The organism is Candidatus Methylomirabilis limnetica (genome assembly GCF_003044035.1).
GTDB lineage: Bacteria > Methylomirabilota > Methylomirabilia > Methylomirabilales > Methylomirabilaceae > Methylomirabilis > Methylomirabilis limnetica.
On the sequence record NZ_NVQC01000009.1, the window covers coordinates 85480 to 100555 of the forward strand.

At 57.1% G+C, this 15076-nt stretch carries 15 protein-coding genes and 1 pseudogene; 14 read left to right on the forward strand and 2 right to left on the reverse strand.

The features are described 5' to 3' along the window. Positions 1–39: 39 nt before the first annotated feature. The gene (locus CLG94_RS01555) at positions 40–1674 is read right to left on the reverse strand and encodes a diguanylate cyclase (RefSeq protein WP_107561140.1); all 1635 of its coding nucleotides are present in this window, start codon (positions 1672–1674) and stop codon (positions 40–42) included. A gap of 359 nt (positions 1675–2033) precedes the next feature. Beyond that, complete coding sequence (locus CLG94_RS01560) at positions 2034–2288, reverse strand: transposase (RefSeq protein ID WP_107561141.1); 255 nt, start codon at positions 2286–2288, stop codon at positions 2034–2036. A gap of 299 nt (positions 2289–2587) precedes the next feature. Here CLG94_RS01560 and CLG94_RS01565 point away from each other — a divergent pair, with 299 nt between their 5' ends. From CLG94_RS01565 to nuoK, 14 genes and pseudogenes are all read left to right on the forward strand, one after another. Next, positions 2588–3247 carry a septal ring lytic transglycosylase RlpA family protein gene (locus CLG94_RS01565; RefSeq protein ID WP_239993064.1) on the forward strand — a complete coding sequence of 220 codons (660 nt, stop codon included), beginning with the start codon at positions 2588–2590 and terminating at the stop codon, positions 3245–3247. Positions 3248–3581: 334 nt separating this feature from the next. Next, positions 3582–3878 (forward strand): annotated as a pseudogene (locus CLG94_RS01570) (HU family DNA-binding protein); the annotation flags it as partial. Between the two features lie 72 nt (positions 3879–3950). Then, positions 3951–5186 carry a DNA polymerase IV gene (dinB, locus tag CLG94_RS01575; protein ID WP_275666208.1) on the forward strand — a complete coding sequence of 412 codons (1236 nt, stop codon included), beginning with the start codon at positions 3951–3953 and terminating at the stop codon, positions 5184–5186. Between the two features lie 118 nt (positions 5187–5304). Next, positions 5305–5610, forward strand: a complete 306-nt coding sequence (locus CLG94_RS01580) for a hypothetical protein (protein WP_107561145.1) — start codon at positions 5305–5307, stop codon at positions 5608–5610. A 150-nt stretch (positions 5611–5760) separates the two neighbouring features. Further along, positions 5761–8061 carry an LPS-assembly protein LptD gene (locus CLG94_RS01585; RefSeq protein ID WP_107561146.1) on the forward strand — a complete coding sequence of 767 codons (2301 nt, stop codon included), beginning with the start codon at positions 5761–5763 and terminating at the stop codon, positions 8059–8061. 108 nt (positions 8062–8169) lie between these two features. After that, on the forward strand, positions 8170–9150 hold the full coding sequence (gene hemB, locus CLG94_RS01590; protein WP_107561147.1) for a porphobilinogen synthase: 981 nt from the start codon (positions 8170–8172) through the stop codon (positions 9148–9150). Continuing rightward, positions 9147–10466 carry a glutamate-1-semialdehyde 2,1-aminomutase gene (gene hemL, locus CLG94_RS01595; protein WP_107561148.1) on the forward strand — a complete coding sequence of 440 codons (1320 nt, stop codon included), beginning with the start codon at positions 9147–9149 and terminating at the stop codon, positions 10464–10466. Before hemB ends, hemL begins: the two co-directional genes overlap by 4 nt. Before the next feature lie 39 nt (positions 10467–10505). Then, a complete protein-coding gene (locus CLG94_RS01600) occupies positions 10506–10913 on the forward strand; it encodes a c-type cytochrome (RefSeq protein WP_239993065.1) in 408 nt (135 codons plus the stop codon). 236 nt (positions 10914–11149) lie between these two features. Continuing rightward, positions 11150–11509 carry an NADH-quinone oxidoreductase subunit A gene (locus tag CLG94_RS01605; RefSeq protein WP_107561149.1) on the forward strand — a complete coding sequence of 120 codons (360 nt, stop codon included), beginning with the start codon at positions 11150–11152 and terminating at the stop codon, positions 11507–11509. Beyond that, positions 11509–11973, forward strand: coding sequence for an NADH-quinone oxidoreductase subunit C (locus CLG94_RS01610; RefSeq protein WP_107561150.1), 465 nt, complete (start codon positions 11509–11511; stop codon positions 11971–11973). Before CLG94_RS01605 ends, CLG94_RS01610 begins: the two co-directional genes overlap by 1 nt. A 25-nt stretch (positions 11974–11998) precedes the next feature. Then, a complete protein-coding gene (locus tag CLG94_RS01615; RefSeq protein WP_107561151.1) occupies positions 11999–13132 on the forward strand; it encodes an NADH-quinone oxidoreductase subunit D in 1134 nt (377 codons plus the stop codon). Positions 13133–13194: 62 nt separating this feature from the next. Continuing rightward, the gene (gene nuoH / locus CLG94_RS01620; RefSeq protein ID WP_107561152.1) at positions 13195–14211 is read left to right on the forward strand and encodes an NADH-quinone oxidoreductase subunit NuoH; all 1017 of its coding nucleotides are present in this window, start codon (positions 13195–13197) and stop codon (positions 14209–14211) included. Between the two features lie 18 nt (positions 14212–14229). Continuing rightward, a complete protein-coding gene (locus CLG94_RS01625) occupies positions 14230–14736 on the forward strand; it encodes an NADH-quinone oxidoreductase subunit J family protein (RefSeq protein WP_107561153.1) in 507 nt (168 codons plus the stop codon). A 3-nt stretch (positions 14737–14739) separates the two neighbouring features. Beyond that, entirely contained in the window at positions 14740–15048 is a 309-nt protein-coding gene (gene nuoK, locus CLG94_RS01630) for an NADH-quinone oxidoreductase subunit NuoK (protein WP_107561154.1), read from the forward strand. Positions 15049–15076: the final 28 nt, after the last annotated feature.

A 15076-nucleotide genomic window follows, 5' to 3' on the forward strand; every position in this document is an offset into this window, starting at 1 on the left:
GGCGTAGCACTGCACCATACCGTATAAGGCTTGAGAAACTCACTTATCGACTGCTCTGTTTTTCCCCGGAGGGGCCAGAACTTTCTTCTTCTCTTTTGCTTCCCTGGAACAGATTCTGTTACGACCTTCCTCCTTGGCAGAGTAAAGGGCTTCGTCAGCCCGCTTGAGAAAACTGGTATTTGTGTCATTGTCAGCCCAAGAGGTGACCCCGAAACTGCAGGTGACTTTACCTGCAGATGGGAACTCATTTGCCTCAATAACTGTTCTTAGTTTTTCCGCAACTGCCTCGGCTCTTTCAAGCCCGTCATCCCTTAACAGCACGATAAACTCTTCCCCTCCAAAACGAACAAATATATCAATAACACGTATGGAGCCGGAGACCAGCCGAGACAAAGTTTTTAGCACTTCGTCCCCGACATCATGGCCGAAGGAATCATTAATGAGCTTGAAATGATCGATATCGAACAGTATAAGGGACATTTCTGTTAGATTTCTTCGCTTTCGGTCAATCTCCTCAAGGAGAACCCTATTGAACTGCAATCTGTTATAAGCACCGGTGAGTGTGTCAGTCGAAGCCAGATAATCCTTCTCCGCCAGCAATCTCTGTGCAACCTCCAACAGATGGTTGAAGCCTGTTGAAATACGACCTATCTCATCATCCGAGTTGGCTGGAATACGCTCACTGAAATCCATAGTTGTTGAAATTAAATCGATGCTCCTCAGTATGTTTCCAAGGGCTCGCAATAGACCGACAATAATCGATATTGTAATAATTATTATTACGGCGCCGATCGCCAAAGCCACTAAAATTCCCAGTCGTATGGACCCCCTCAGCTCTTCAATTCTGGCAGTCGCTTTGCTTACGATATCTTCCAGCGATCTCTCTTCGACGTTTTTAAGCCCGTCCATAACGGAAGTTGCCATAGACCACCACATTTGTGTCGTAATGCGGGATGGTTTTTTCCCTGTTTGTACAGCCTGGGAGATCTCCTTTAAAGTCGACTGGATTTCAGGTGCAGAGATCATTTCACCATATGCTTTCCTCAAATCCGGAGAAGCCTCAATTTGGAATTTGCGGAGTTCTTCTCCATATAGAGCGTTGATCTGTACAAGGTTGTGATGTAGGTTGTCGTCTTCGCCGACGATTTCTAGCCATCGTCCTGTTGTTGCCCGCATCAACCCCATATATTCCTTTGTACCGACAAGATAGTGGTGGGCCAAAATCTCGTTTTTTGCCGAGGCGGAATCATGCTGCCTTGTGATTCGTTTCATTTCGTCCAGGATATCCCCTATCAACAAAGAATACGTATCCATGAGATCCGAGGGTTTGTGGGTGCCGCTATCGAAAGCTCTTCTCGCGCGTTCAAGCTTATGCCAAGCAAAGAAGGTCCCCCTGATAAACTGGCTCTGCATTGAGAGCACCTTATCCGTTGCGGCACGTTGCGTAATAACCGCACCTTTACTGGCGTCCGACGCGGATATTTTTGATTTTCCCCTCTCCTTCTGCAATTCGTGAATCACAATAGAATATGCCTTAATCACCCGTACATCATGCGAGATCGCTTCCACTTTACGGAGCTGGAGGGTGTATTCCGCATACTGGCCCCAGAGGGTAAGTGATATCCCGAATATCGAAAGAAGACCGAGCAGTATGATTTTTTGTCTGAGAGTCATTGTTTATACCACTACATAATTCAGAGAGTTATTGCTACGTCCTTTTCCAACTGTTTCAGTATCGGTTTGAAATAGTCAGTTGCCTCATAAAATACCCCGTCAAGCCCTTTGTAAACCCACTCCAATGTACAAAGTGTGGGGACAATATGCTGTTTGTCGCGATCATTGTAGACTACCAGACATCAAGAAGCATGCACAAGCATATTGGGGAACCCAAGAGCCTGTCCTGCAAACCATCAGCTAACGGCTGAGATGTGATCGACGTGATGGGTACAAGTGTGGTCACCTGCCGGGACATGGGGCGTCAGAGCGTTGGAGTAGACCGCGCGCCGACGGCAAGAGCGGTCTGCGGGTCTCCATTATCCGCTCGCCAGTGCTCGAACCCTCGCCGGCACGAAGCCCGCGCGCCAGAGCTTGAGCAGATTATGGGTGCTGCACCACAGCGACCACTCCCCCTGGACCTGCTGAAGGCCCCGCAGCCAGAACCGGGTCAAGCCTCGCATGCTCATCTGCCCAAAGACCGGTTCGATGGTGCAGCTGCGCAACTTGTAGATAGCCTGCCCGAGACGGGTCAGCAGCTTCCGCTCCATCCAGGTGCATCTGATCCTGTGCATATGGCAGAAAGTGATAGCTCATACTCGCCCTCCATGCGTGAATGGTGTAGGGCTATGCTACGCTAGGAGGCGGGTGATCGCCAGACTGAAGTGCGCGTGCATGAGCATAAGGTTTGTCGGACAGGCTCATAGGGTACCATGATTGCATAAGTGCCCAAGGGATCGCTGCTCTATGCGGTGCAGAGAAGCCGAGACGAAGGTTGTGAAGCGAGGACTATGGGCGGGTAATGAACCCGTGCCCTCATGGGACCACAGAGGCGCGAAGTCTAAGAACTGACGGAATGCATATGCGGCGGCTCGTGATAGTCTTTGCTTGTTCAGCGGCAGCAGCTTCAAGCGGCTGCTCGGTGATCACGGCACCTTATTATGCAGTCAAAAATGTAGTTCAGGGGGGCGTATGGATCGTCAAAACAACCTATGTGGTTGCCAAAGGCACTACAAAAGTAATCTTAACAATCGGTGAATATACCTACGAAGTTGTCAAAGCACCCATCGAATGGGCGTTGACCCACGAGGAAATCGAGAGCATCGATGGTCTTCCGGTCAAAGAGGCGATACTACAGGGCAGGATAAAAGCCGCACCCTATGTAGTCGCAGGAAGGCGGTACGTTCCTATGTCGCCAGCGAAGGCGAAGGATTACAGGGAAGAGGGCTTGGCATCGTGGTATGGCTATGAGAGCGGAAGAATGACCGCAAACGGAGAAGCGTTCAATCCCAACGGCCTTTCAGCGGCACATAAATATCTGCCTATCCCCACATTTGTGAAGGTGACAAATCTTGAAAACAAGAAATCCATAATCGTGAGGGTAAATGACCGTGGGCCTTTCCCGAGCGTGCACAATGCCAGGTCAGGAGAGAGGATCATCGACCTCAGCATGGGCGCCGCCAAGAGACTTGAATTTCACGACAAAGGCGTCGCTCTCGTGAGGGTAGAGGCGATACAGGTGAAAGAAGAATAAGCGACAGATTCCTTAAAGGGCTTCCGTCAACTTACTGATATTTCAAGAGGTTCTACGTACACTGTTCATACGTCCAGCGCTCTCGCAATGAGGCCGAGGAAGCGAAGTCGAGGTCGCGCCTTCCGGACCGGATCAGGGCGTCGGTCTCGACAGGGCTGTCGGCTCGTGATACGCTGCTGCCGATCTAGGCTAGGGGTACGATCTCAGGAGGCTTTCACGTCTGCGATGCATGCCTCCCCTTGCCTGCTTACAGGGAACATCTGCGATCGCTGTGTCCTATGGCATCGTGGGTTCCCCCATTGTCTGACCTGATCCAGGTCGGCGCGTTTACTATCGTCTACAACGGGAGGAAGACATGACTAAGACCGAACTCGCAGAGCAGATGGCCCAGGATGCCGGTATCAGTAAGGCCATCGCTGACACCGCACTTCGCAGTTGCATCGACAGCATCACCAACAGCTTAAAAAATGGGCAGGATGTGGCGATTGTGGGATTCGGGACCTTCAGTGTGGCGAGTCGAGCCGCCCGGACCGGCCGTAATCCGCAGACCGGGGAGCCGATCGCGATCAAGGCATCTCGGGTGCCACGTTTCAAGCCGGGAAAGACCCTGAAGGATGCGGTGAACAGCTAAAGGGAGCAAGGGAGCCTTAACGGCAGTCAGCAGCTTGGACGGAGATGGCGACGGGATACCGAGCGAGGCGGTGTGCCGTCGCAGAGAGGACTGAGGCCCATACAGACGAGTGGCGGTCGGTCATGCGAACAGAGGTGGATCCTCCACATCGACATGGACGCCTTCTACGCCTCTGTGGAGCAGCGCGATCACCCGGCCTGTCGCGGGCGTCCCGTGATCGTGGGGGCCGATCCCCACGGCGGGAGAGGCCGCGGGGTCGTATCCGCCGCCTCTTATGAAGCCCGGACGTTCGGTATCCACTCGGCCCTGCCGATCAGCCAAGCCTACCGGCGATGTCCGGAGGGGGTCTTCCTCCCTGTTCGGATGTCGCACTATCAGGCGGTCTCCGCTCAAATCTTCCAGATCTTTGGCCGCTACACCGACCTCGTGGAGCCGCTCAGCCTGGATGAGGCCTTCCTGGATGTGACTGGAAGTCTCCGTCTCTTCGGCTCCGCAGAGGCCATCGGACGGCGGATCCAGGCAGAGATCCTTACCGAGACGGAACTCAGAGCCTCCGTCGGCATCGCCACGAACAAGTTCGTTGCCAAGGTCGCCTCCGACCTGCGGAAACCAAACGGCTTCGTAGTCGTCCCACCAGGGCAAGCGGCCCACTTCCTCCAGCCGCTTCCGATTGAGCGGCTCTGGGGCGTGGGGCCGAAGACCGCCGGACGCTTGCGGCAGATGGGGCTTATGACCATCGGTGAGCTGGCGGCTCGACCTCAGCTCGAGTTGGCGGCCGCCTTAGGGCCGCTTGGCGCGCACCTGTGGGATCTGGCCCAAGGGATCGATGTGCGGGAGGTGATCCCGGAGGAGCCCGCCCAGTCGGTGGGAGCGGAGACCACGTTTCCAGAGGATACGGCCGATCCCGTCCGGATCCGGCAGACGGTGCTGGCCCTATCGGAGGGGGTGGCTCGGCGCTTGCGGGTGGAGGCCATCCAGGCCGGCGCACTCACCCTGAAACTGCGGGACGAGACCTTCCAGACCCAGACCAGATCGGTCTCGCTCTCGGAGCCCACCGATCAATCTCAGGACATCTATCGGACGGCGCTGATGCTGCTGGAGCGACTTCCCTTCTCGGGCCGCAAGGTGCGTCTCCTGGGGGTGACGGCCTCGAGACTGTCCGATCTCATGGGATCGGGGCAGCAACTCTCGTTGGAGATCAATCCTGCCGGCGCCAAGCAGCGCCGGTTGACGGAGGCCGTAGATCGTATCCATGCGCGGTTTGGAAAGGGGGCGATCCGTCCGGCCAGCCTACTCGCTTCCTCGTGACCGCAGATGCCTATAGAGACAGAAGCTGCAAGAGTGAGTTCGCGCTGCCCAATAAATCGTCGCCCTACTGAGAGGGTGAGAGCGGTTGTTAAAAACCTATCACGAGGAGGTTAGGGTTATGAAGGTGCAAAGAATTGTATTTGCCGCAATGCTCATGGTGGGGCTCATGGTGATTTCCGCCCCGATCGCGTCGGCAGCGGAGGTCGTGTACGATCTGAAGCCTGCGGCAACGATGAAGGCCATCCTGACGGATTCTATCGGCAAACGGGTGGTGTTGCGGCTGGAGTCCAGTGAGGAAATAGAGGGGACAGTGGTTGTGGTCGGTGAACATCTGGTTCATATCTCGAAACTTTCAAAGAGGGATTTTTTTGATGCCTTTGTCGGTATCGACCGAATCAGCGCGGTGATTATGAGGGCACGGTAACGTCAGTGCAAAACTCCTTGCCTTTGGTACGGCGCTCTGATATAAGGCAAAGGCACCTTCGGTCAGGCTGATCCTGTAGACACACCGCCTGCGGCGCCACGGTTCGGACAAGGGCAAGTCGTGTCTTTAGAAGGTCTGTTGAGGTCCCTCATGAGGTCTCTGTCGATGCCACGCCGCCTCTTACCTGTCTTATCGGTACTCTACGTCCTTACTCTCCTTTGCTTCGTGCCTGTGGCTTCGGCTCAGGACACAGGATCCCGTGGCCTCCTTGATAAGCTCAATGAACTCAAGTCGACCGTTCGGATCGAGGCGAATGAGATGGAACGCCGCGAGAGCGACAAGCTCACCATCGCGAGAGGTGACGTCCGAATCCATATGGAGAATCGCATCCTCAATGCCGATGAGGTTGAGCTGGATCAGGCCCAGGAGGTCATCCGGGCCAAGGGGCGGGTTCAGCTCATCGATGGGGCAAGCCGTCTGAATGGCGATCGACTGGAATACCACTACCGCACCAATACGGGTGTCATGTATCAGGCCAAAGGGGCGATTCCCCCAGCGACCACCTTTCAAGGCGTCGAGATCCACAAGGAAGGGGATCGCAGGTATCGGCTGATCGATGGCAGCTTCACCACCTGCAGTATCTGCCAACCCGAGTCCGGCGGTGTCGATTGGGAGATCCGGGCGAAAGAGGCGGTGATCGAACAGGACGAGTATCTTGAGGCCAAGTCAGCGTCGTTCTGGATTCGGGGTCTCCCGTCCCTTTACACCCCGTACCTCGTCTACCCTGTCGGCCCACGGCGTACCGGCCTTCTTATCCCCAAGATTGGCACCAGCAGTTTGTCAGGGGCCACCTTTAGGCAGCCGTTCTTCTGGGCTATCGATGAGTCTCAGGATCTGACCCTGACCGGAGTCTACCGGACCAAACAGGGCGTTGAGGGCCAGGCCACCTACAGGTACATCCTGGGGCCGGAGGCGGGTGGCTTCGTGGAGGGCCGGGTGATCCAGGATCGGCGGAGTGATGCGCAGAGCGAGGTGCGAGCTACCATCACTGCCCGCCACGATCAGCAATGGAATCCGGAGTTGAGCTTGAAGGGCGACATCAATTATACGAGCGACCGGCATGTTCAACAAAGGTTTGCCGAGACCCCGTCTGATCTGAGGACCGCGAACCTCACCAACTCGCGAGTCTTCCTCACGCAGATGTGGCCAAATTATGGCCTGCAGTTCCTGTTCGACGATAGCCGCACCCTTGAGCCAAGCACCAACGACAGTCGTCTGACTCGGCTGCCCGCACTCAGCTTTTCCGCCTTTCCGCAGCATCTGTTCGGTTCACCGGTCCTCCTGGAGACGCAGCTTTCCGGGGCCTATCTGCAGCGAAAAGAGACTCCTGACAGCGGCCGTGCCGATCTGTTTCCGAAGCTCTCGCTCCCGTGGCGCCTGCTGCCATGGGCCACCATGACGCCCTCGGTCGGCTTTCGGGAGACCGCGTACACGAAACGCACAAATGGGGGGGCAGCGGGCGGCACGAGCCGGGAACTGTTTGAGGCTCGAAACGAGCTTCAGGCCAGATTCTTCCGCGGGTTTGATGTCGGCGGCACATCGGTTAATCGGCTCGTTCACCTCCTCGAGCCGCGCATCAGCTACTGGTTCATCAATGCTGGGGGTCAGCAGAAGATCCCGCAGTTCGACAACGTCGATTTTATCAGTCCGCAGAACAGGGTGACCTATTCTCTCACGAACCGCCTGCTGGCCAAGCTCAAAGAGGATGATGGTTCTATCCGGACCCATGAATTTCTCTCCTTTTCACTCAGCCAGAGTATCAACGTGAATCCCCAAACACGAACCTTTTCCAATCTTTTTCTGAATGCGCTGACACCGGAACGGATCGATCAGGCGGTCCGTGAGGTGACCGCCAAGTCCTTGAATAATGGGTTCTCGCGGGTGCGGGAGCGTCGCCTCTCAAACCTGGTGGCCGACCTCCGCGCCTCTCCCTTGCGGGATCTGACCTTCTATGGGGTCACTGCCATCAACACCGAAAGGAATCGGGTGGATGGGATCGAGGCCGGTGTGCGGGTCGCTTATCCGGAGTATGGGCGGATAGAACTAGCCCATAGCTTCATCCGCGGTGGGGAGACGGCCGGGCAGCCCAATGACAGTCCATTTAGTAGTCGGGAGACCTCGGGCATCATTGGTCGGCTTCTCCTCACGCCGCTCAAGAACGTTGCCCTCCACTACCTCGGGCGCCTTGATCCCAGGCGAGATAAAAGCCTGGAGAACAATGTAGTCGCGACCTACGCCACCTGCTGCTGGATGGTGGGGCTTCATTTCCTCAACCGTTCGGAGGTGCCAGGGGTCAGGGGGTCTGAGAACAGCGTCGAGTTCTTCTTCGAGCTGCTGACCGGCGGGACCCCTCCACCTGCAGAGCGAGGAGCCCAGTACCTGCGGCGCTGAAGGCAGTTGACCGATATGGGTGGTACGGGTAGAATAATTTGCAGAAGAAGGCGACCGTTCCCCGCCTACGCGGGGACAGGCCCATAGTAGCGCCTTCGAGGGGGAGCTATGTACTACCCAGTATTTCGGCCGCGGCGTCTGCGCCAAAATGAGACCCTTCGTCGGTTGGTACGAGAAACTCACCTGCGCCTCGACGATCTAATTCAGCCACTCTTTGTCGTTCACGGTCGTGGCGTGCGTCAGGAGATCTCTTCGATGCCAGGCTGTTTCCATCTTTCTGTAGATGAACTGGCCAAGGAGGCGAAAGAGATAGCTGCGATGGGTATCCCCGGGATCATCCTGTTTGGCCTCCCGGCTGCGAAAGACGCCGTTGGTTCCGAGGCCTACGCTGAGGATGGGGTCGTCCAACAGGCGGTGCGGGCAGTCAAGGACACTGTGTCCGACCTGCTGGTGATGACGGACGTCTGTTTATGCGAATATACCAGTCACGGCCACTGCGGGGTCGTGGAGCGGGGTCAGGTCAAGAACGATCCCACGCTGGAGTTGCTGGCCAGAACGGCGCTTTCCCATGCCGAGGCCGGCGCCGATGTGGTGGCGCCCTCCGACATGATGGATGGCCGAGTGTCAGCTATCCGAGAGGCCCTTGACGAGGAGGGGTTCGAGGATACGCCGATCATGGCCTATTCGGCCAAGTATGCCAGCGCCTTCTACGGTCCGTTCCGCGAGGCGGCTGCCGCAGCCCCCCAATTCGGCGATCGCCGCACCTACCAGATGGACCCGGCCAACAGTGACGAGGCGCTTCGGGAGGTGGGGCTTGACCTGGAGGAGGGAGCGGATATCGTGATGGTGAAGCCGGCCTTGCCGTACCTGGATATCATATGGCGGGTGAAGCAGGAGTTTGGCGGGCCGATCGCGGCCTATCATGTGAGCGGCGAGTACGCGATGCTGAAGGCGGCCGGGCGACTCGGGTGGATCGATGAAGAGCGGGTTCTAATGGAGACGCTGACGTCGATCAAGCGGGCCGGCGCTGACCTGATCCTGACCTATGCCGCAAAGGAGGCGGCGCGCCTGCTGGAGAATAGACCGTGACCGGCCTGCCTGTGCGTCGCACGCAGACAGGCCCTCGCTCGAAGGCGCTCTTTGAGGAGGCCACGCGTCTCCTGCCCGGAGGCGTGAACAGTCCGGTGCGGGCGTTTAAGGCTGTAGGCGGGCAGCCGGTGGTGATCGAGCGAGCCAGTGGCTGTCGCCTCTACGACGTCGATGGGAATAGCTACATCGACTATGTCGGCTCCTGGGGGCCGATGATCGTCGGCCATGCCCACCCAGCTGTCGTGAAGGCGATCCAGGAGGCGGCCTCGCTTGGGGTGAGCTATGGGGCGCCGACCCCATGGGAGACGGTGCTGGCCAGAATGGTGGTCGAGGCGATCCCCTCGATCGAGCTGGTCCGGTTTGTGAACTCTGGGACCGAGGCGACCATGAGCGCCATTCGGCTGGCTCGTGGTGTTACGGGACGCGACCGGATCGTCAAGTTTGAGGGATGCTACCATGGGCACGCCGATAGCCTTCTGGTCAAGGCCGGCTCTGGCGCCATGACCTTTGGCGTGCCGGACAGCCTTGGCGTCCCTTCTCACCTCGCCCGCCTGACGATCACGCTGCCCTACAATGATGGCGATGCTATACAGGCGGCTTTCCGGTCCGTCGGCAAAGAGATCGCCTGCGTGATTGTGGAGCCTGTTGCAGGTAACATGGGGGTTGTTCCGCCGAGGCCGGGGTTTCTCGCGGCGTTACGAGAGATCACAGCCGCCCACGGCTCACTGCTGATCTTCGACGAGGTGATGACCGGATTCCGGCTGGGGAAAGGTGGGGCTCAGGCCCTCTACGATATTCGGCCGGATCTGACCTGTCTTGGGAAGATCATCGGCGGCGGCCTGCCGGTGGGCGCGTACGGCGGTTCGCGTAGTATCATGGAGCAGGTCTCCCCCCTGGGGCCCGTCTATCAGGCCGGGACCCTCTCCGGTAACCCCCTCGCTATGAGGGCCGGCATCGAAACCCTTCGCCTCCTCGACGAGCCAGGATTTTACGAGCGGCTTGAGGCGAAAGGGAAGCAATTGGAAGCGGGGCTGCGGGAGCTGGCGGCAAAGGAACAGATTCCGCTGCAGTGTCAACGGGTTGGCTCGATGTGTACCGCCTTCTTCGCTGAGGAGCCTGTCATCGACTATCAGACGGCTCTGGCTGCGGACACCGACCGCTACGCCGATTTCTTCTGGGCCATGCTTGAACGGGGAGTCTATCTTGCGCCCTCCCAGTTCGAGGCAGCCTTTCTTTCCGATGCCCACGCCACCGGGGACATTGAAACGACCCTTCTGGCGGCAAAGGATGCCCTGGCTATACTGCGCTGTCGCTAACGTTTCATAACCACTCACTCTAACTCAAGGAGGGTTGTTATGTTGCTTACCGATTGTCTGTCACGACTCCGCTACCAGTGGTTTTTGGTGGTATTGATGGTGCTCGTTGTGGAGGCTTCTCCTGTGTTTGGGGCTGAGAGCCAAGGCACGTCAAGCCCTCAGTCGCGCTACGGCCTTAGGTGTGCCTCATGTCACGGTGCAAGCGGGAAAGGCGATGGATGGAGGGCAAAGCTTTCCTGGCTCAAGATGCCAAACTTTTCCGATTCGGCCTATATGCAAACACGATCCGATGACGACTTCCTGATAGCGATCAAACAGGGTCGTAAGTCGGTAATGCCCGCGTATGGGCTAGAGCTGCCCGAGCGCGAGATCAAGGATCTGGTGGCCCTCATCAGGAGCTTTGACAAGGCGCCAGCACCGCCGAAGCCAGCGGGAACAGCGCGTTAATTATGCGCTTTTCCCCTTGACATTGTGAAGGAGGATATGCTAAAAGTTTCACGAACTTAATCGTGGAATCTCAGAAGGCCCTGCAGCGAACAGTCGGCAAGCTCTTCAGGATGCCCTGCGCGGGGCATTTTTTTTGTCGCCGTTAACTTAAGGCCCCGGCGATCCCCTTCACGAGGCCAGACCGTAACGCATGCCTCGTCCATATCGGACGCGCACTTCGAACGCTAGGTGGTGAGATGGCAGCAGATTATGCAGTTGTAGGAGTGTTTCTGGTCGTCGGGCTGCTCTTCGTTGTACTGAATGTTGACGTAGTTTCCCGACTGCTTCGGCCAAGTAATCCTCAACGCGAAAAGTTGACCACGTATGAATGCGGGGAGGACCCGGTCGGTGCATCCTGGATCCGTATTCACGTCCGATACTACCTGTATGCCTTGGTCTACGTGATCTTCGCGGTAGAAACAATCTACCTGCTTCCTTGGGCAGTGGTCTTCCGGAGGCTGGGGATGTTTGCTTTTGTGGAGATGATGCTCTTTATCGCCATTCTGCTGGTCGGTTTCGCCTACGCCTGGCGGAAGGGCGCTCTGGAGTGGGTCTGATGACGCCGGATGAGGTCACTGAAGCCATCAAGTCGCAGTTCGGCGACGCCGTCAAGGCTTCAGAGGTCAAGGGTGTCGAGGCCCGAATGGATATCCATCAGGAGAAGAACTACGAGATTCTCATCGCGATCAAGGGGATGGGGTTCGACTACCTGAACTGCCTGAGCGCTGTGGATAGACTTGCAAGCGGCGAGCTCGAAGTGGTTTACAACATCTCCTCCCTGTCGCAACCAACGAAGGTCCTGGTGAGGGTACGGATTCCGCGGGAGGATCCGATCATCCGGAGCGTGGTGTCGCTGTGGGGCACAGCAGACTGGCATGAACGGGAGGCCTTCGACATGATGGGGATCCGCTTCGATGGTCATCCTGATCTCCGGCGGATCCTGACCTCTGAGGACTGGGTGGGATATCCGTTGCGTAAAGATTATCAAGACGAACGGCTGGTTCCGTACGAGCCGGTCTAGTGACGTTTTCAGTTGAGGCAGGCAGATGAGTCCGCAAGAGATGGAGATCGCTGAACAGACCCAGGAGACGATGGAGGAGATGTACGTCAACATGGGGCCGCAGCACCCCAGCACGCACGGCGTGCTCCGCCTCTTGTTGAAGCTGGATGGTGAGGTCGTGACCGAGGTCATCCCGTACATCGGCTACTTGCATCGCTGCCATGAAAAGATCGGCGAGAACCGCACCTACACCCAGATCATCCCGTATACCGATCGACTGGACTATCTCGCCTCCATGTATAACAACTTCGGCTATGTATTGACGGTGGAAAGGCTCATCGGGCTTGCTGTGCCGGAGCGAGCCGAGTATATGCGGGTGATCCTGGGGGAGTTGCAACGGATCGCCAGTCACCTGATCTGGTTGGGGACGTTAGGCCTTGACCTGGGCAACTTTACGATTTTCATGTACGCCTTCCGGGAGCGGGAGAAGATCCTGGATCTCTTCGAGTCTGTTTCGGGGCAGCGGTTGAACTACGCTTTCTACCGGATCGGAGGGATGCCGTTAGACTTTCCCGATTCCTTCCTGACCGATTGCAAGGCATTTCTGGAATGGTTTAAACCGCGTCTGCCAGAGTACGACGCGCTGATGAGTGACAACATCATCTTCCAGAAGCGGGTACAGGGCCTCGGAAAACTCGATGCAAAGACCGCCATCGATTACGCCATCAGCGGGCCGATGCTCCGTGCCTCCGGGATCAAGTGGGATCTACGCCGGAACGATCCGTACTCCATTTACGATCGCTTCGAGTTCGACATCCCGGTGGGAACCTCCGGAGACGTCTGGGACCGATATATGGTCAGACGCATCGAGATGGACGAGAGCGTAAAGATCGTTGAGCAGGCCCTTCAGGGGCTGCCGTCCGGTGAGATTATCGGGAAGGTGCCGAAAAAGCTGAAGCCGCCAGTCGGAGACATCTATACCAGGGTGGAGTCGCCCAGGGGCGAACTTGGATTCTACCTCGTTTCAGACGGCTCCGAGAAACCGTACCGGTACAAGGTTCGCTCCCCGGCCTTTGTCAATTTGAGTGTACTTCCCATAATTGGTCGAGGCTGCCTCGTCGCTGATATCGTGGCCATCCTGGGGAGCATCGACATCGTGCTGGGCGAGGTAGATCGCTAGAAAAACAGTTTCGAGTTTCGAGTTACGAAACCCTAAATCCAAAACTTGGAACCAGTGTAAGTATGGAAGGTTTGACGGAGAGCTTCTACAGCATTTTTGAGACCAGGGGGGTACCCTTGTTCGTCCCCCAGTTGATCGTGATGGTGATGGTGGCCACGGCCGTTCTCATTTTCGTTGCCGTCTCCGTCATGTTCATGGTCTGGTGGGAGCGGAAGATCAGCGCCCACATCCAGGTTCGCTTTGGGCCGATGCGCGTCGGTGGCTGGCATGGCTGGGCCCAGAGTATCGCCGATGGAATCAAGCTCCTCATTAAGGAGGATATCGTTCCGGAGGGGGCTGACCGGCTTGTGTTTGCCCTGGCGCCCATGGTGGTCTTTGCGGCCGGGTTTGCCGCCTATGTCATCATCCCGTTTGGTCCGGGCCTCATCGTCAGCGATCTGAACATCGGTGTGCTCTTCTACATTTCTATCTCCTCCCTGACGGTGGTGGGAATCATCATGGCCGGCTGGAGCTCTAACAACAAGTATTCAGTCCTCGGCGCGGTCCGCTCGGCGGCGCAGGCGGTAAGCTACGAGGTCCCCCTCGTGGTCTCGATCCTTGGGGTTGTCATGACGGTCGGCTCCCTGAGTATGACCCGGATCGTAGAGGCACAGCAGGGGGTCTGGTTTGTGATCCCGCAACTGCTCGGCTTCCTCATCTTTCTGACCGCAGCCATCGCTGAATGCAACCGGCTGCCATTTGACATCCCGGAGGCTGAGTCAGAGCTGGTGGCCGGCTTTCATGTTGAGTACAGCGGGATGCGATTTGCCATCTTCTTCCTGGCGGAATACGCCAATATGTTCACGGTGTCGGCCATCGCCACCGCGCTGTTTCTGGGCGGCTGGCATGGGCCGCTGCTGCCGGGGTGGCTTTGGTTCCTTCTGAAGACCTATTTCCTCATTTTTGTGATGATGTGGCTGCGCTGGACGCTGGCCAGGCTGCGAGTCGATCAACTCATGTACCTGGGGTGGAAGGTCTTGCTGCCGCTGGCTTTTCTGAATATGGGGATTACCGGATTAATTCTGGTACTGCGAGGGTAGTACGGTGGAGTTACGCTCGTGACTGTGACCCAAGTCGTATTCTTCCTCATGGCTACTTTCACCGTGGGGGCATCCCTTCTGGTGGTCCTGGCCAGAAACATCGTGCATTGCGCTATCGCATTGGTTTTTGCGTTCTTTGGCGTGGCTGCGCTGTTCATCCTGCTCGATGCCGAGTTCCTGGCAGCCACGCAGGTGCTGTTGTACGTGGGGGGCATCACCATCCTCCTACTCTTCGCCATCATGTTGACCAGCCGGATCTCGGCCAGAGGGGTGAAGATCATGAACGAGCAGGTGGGGATCAGCGCGGTGGTGGCCCTCGCTCTCTTTGGGCTCATGGTATATGCCAACCTGAAGGGTTTTCCCGCTCTGGTGCCGCCCGTGCTGGCCGAGTCAGATAATACCGCCTCGCTCGGGAGGCTCCTTCTGACCACCTATGTCCTGCCATTTGAGATCGTGTCGCTCCTCCTCCTGGCGGCCATGGTGGGCGCCATCGTCCTGGCTCGACGCGAGCAGGGGAAGGACTGAGGGATGGTGCCACTTTCGTACTACCTGATCCTCAGCGCGATGCTCTTTACCATCGGGATGTTTGGAGCCCTGACGCGCCGCAATGCTATCGGGGTCCTTATGGCGCTGGAGCTTATGTTCAATGCCATCAACGTGAGCTTCGTGGCGTTTTCTCGTTATCTTCCCCAGCAGATGCTGCAGGGGCAGATCTTTGCGATCTTTGTCATTACCGTGGCGGCAGCCGAGGCCGCAGTGGGGTTAGCGATCGTCCTTGGACTGTACCGGAACTTTAAGACGATTAATGTCGATGAGATCAACCTGATGAAATGGTAGTTATGTTCAAAACGTTCAACGTTCAAGG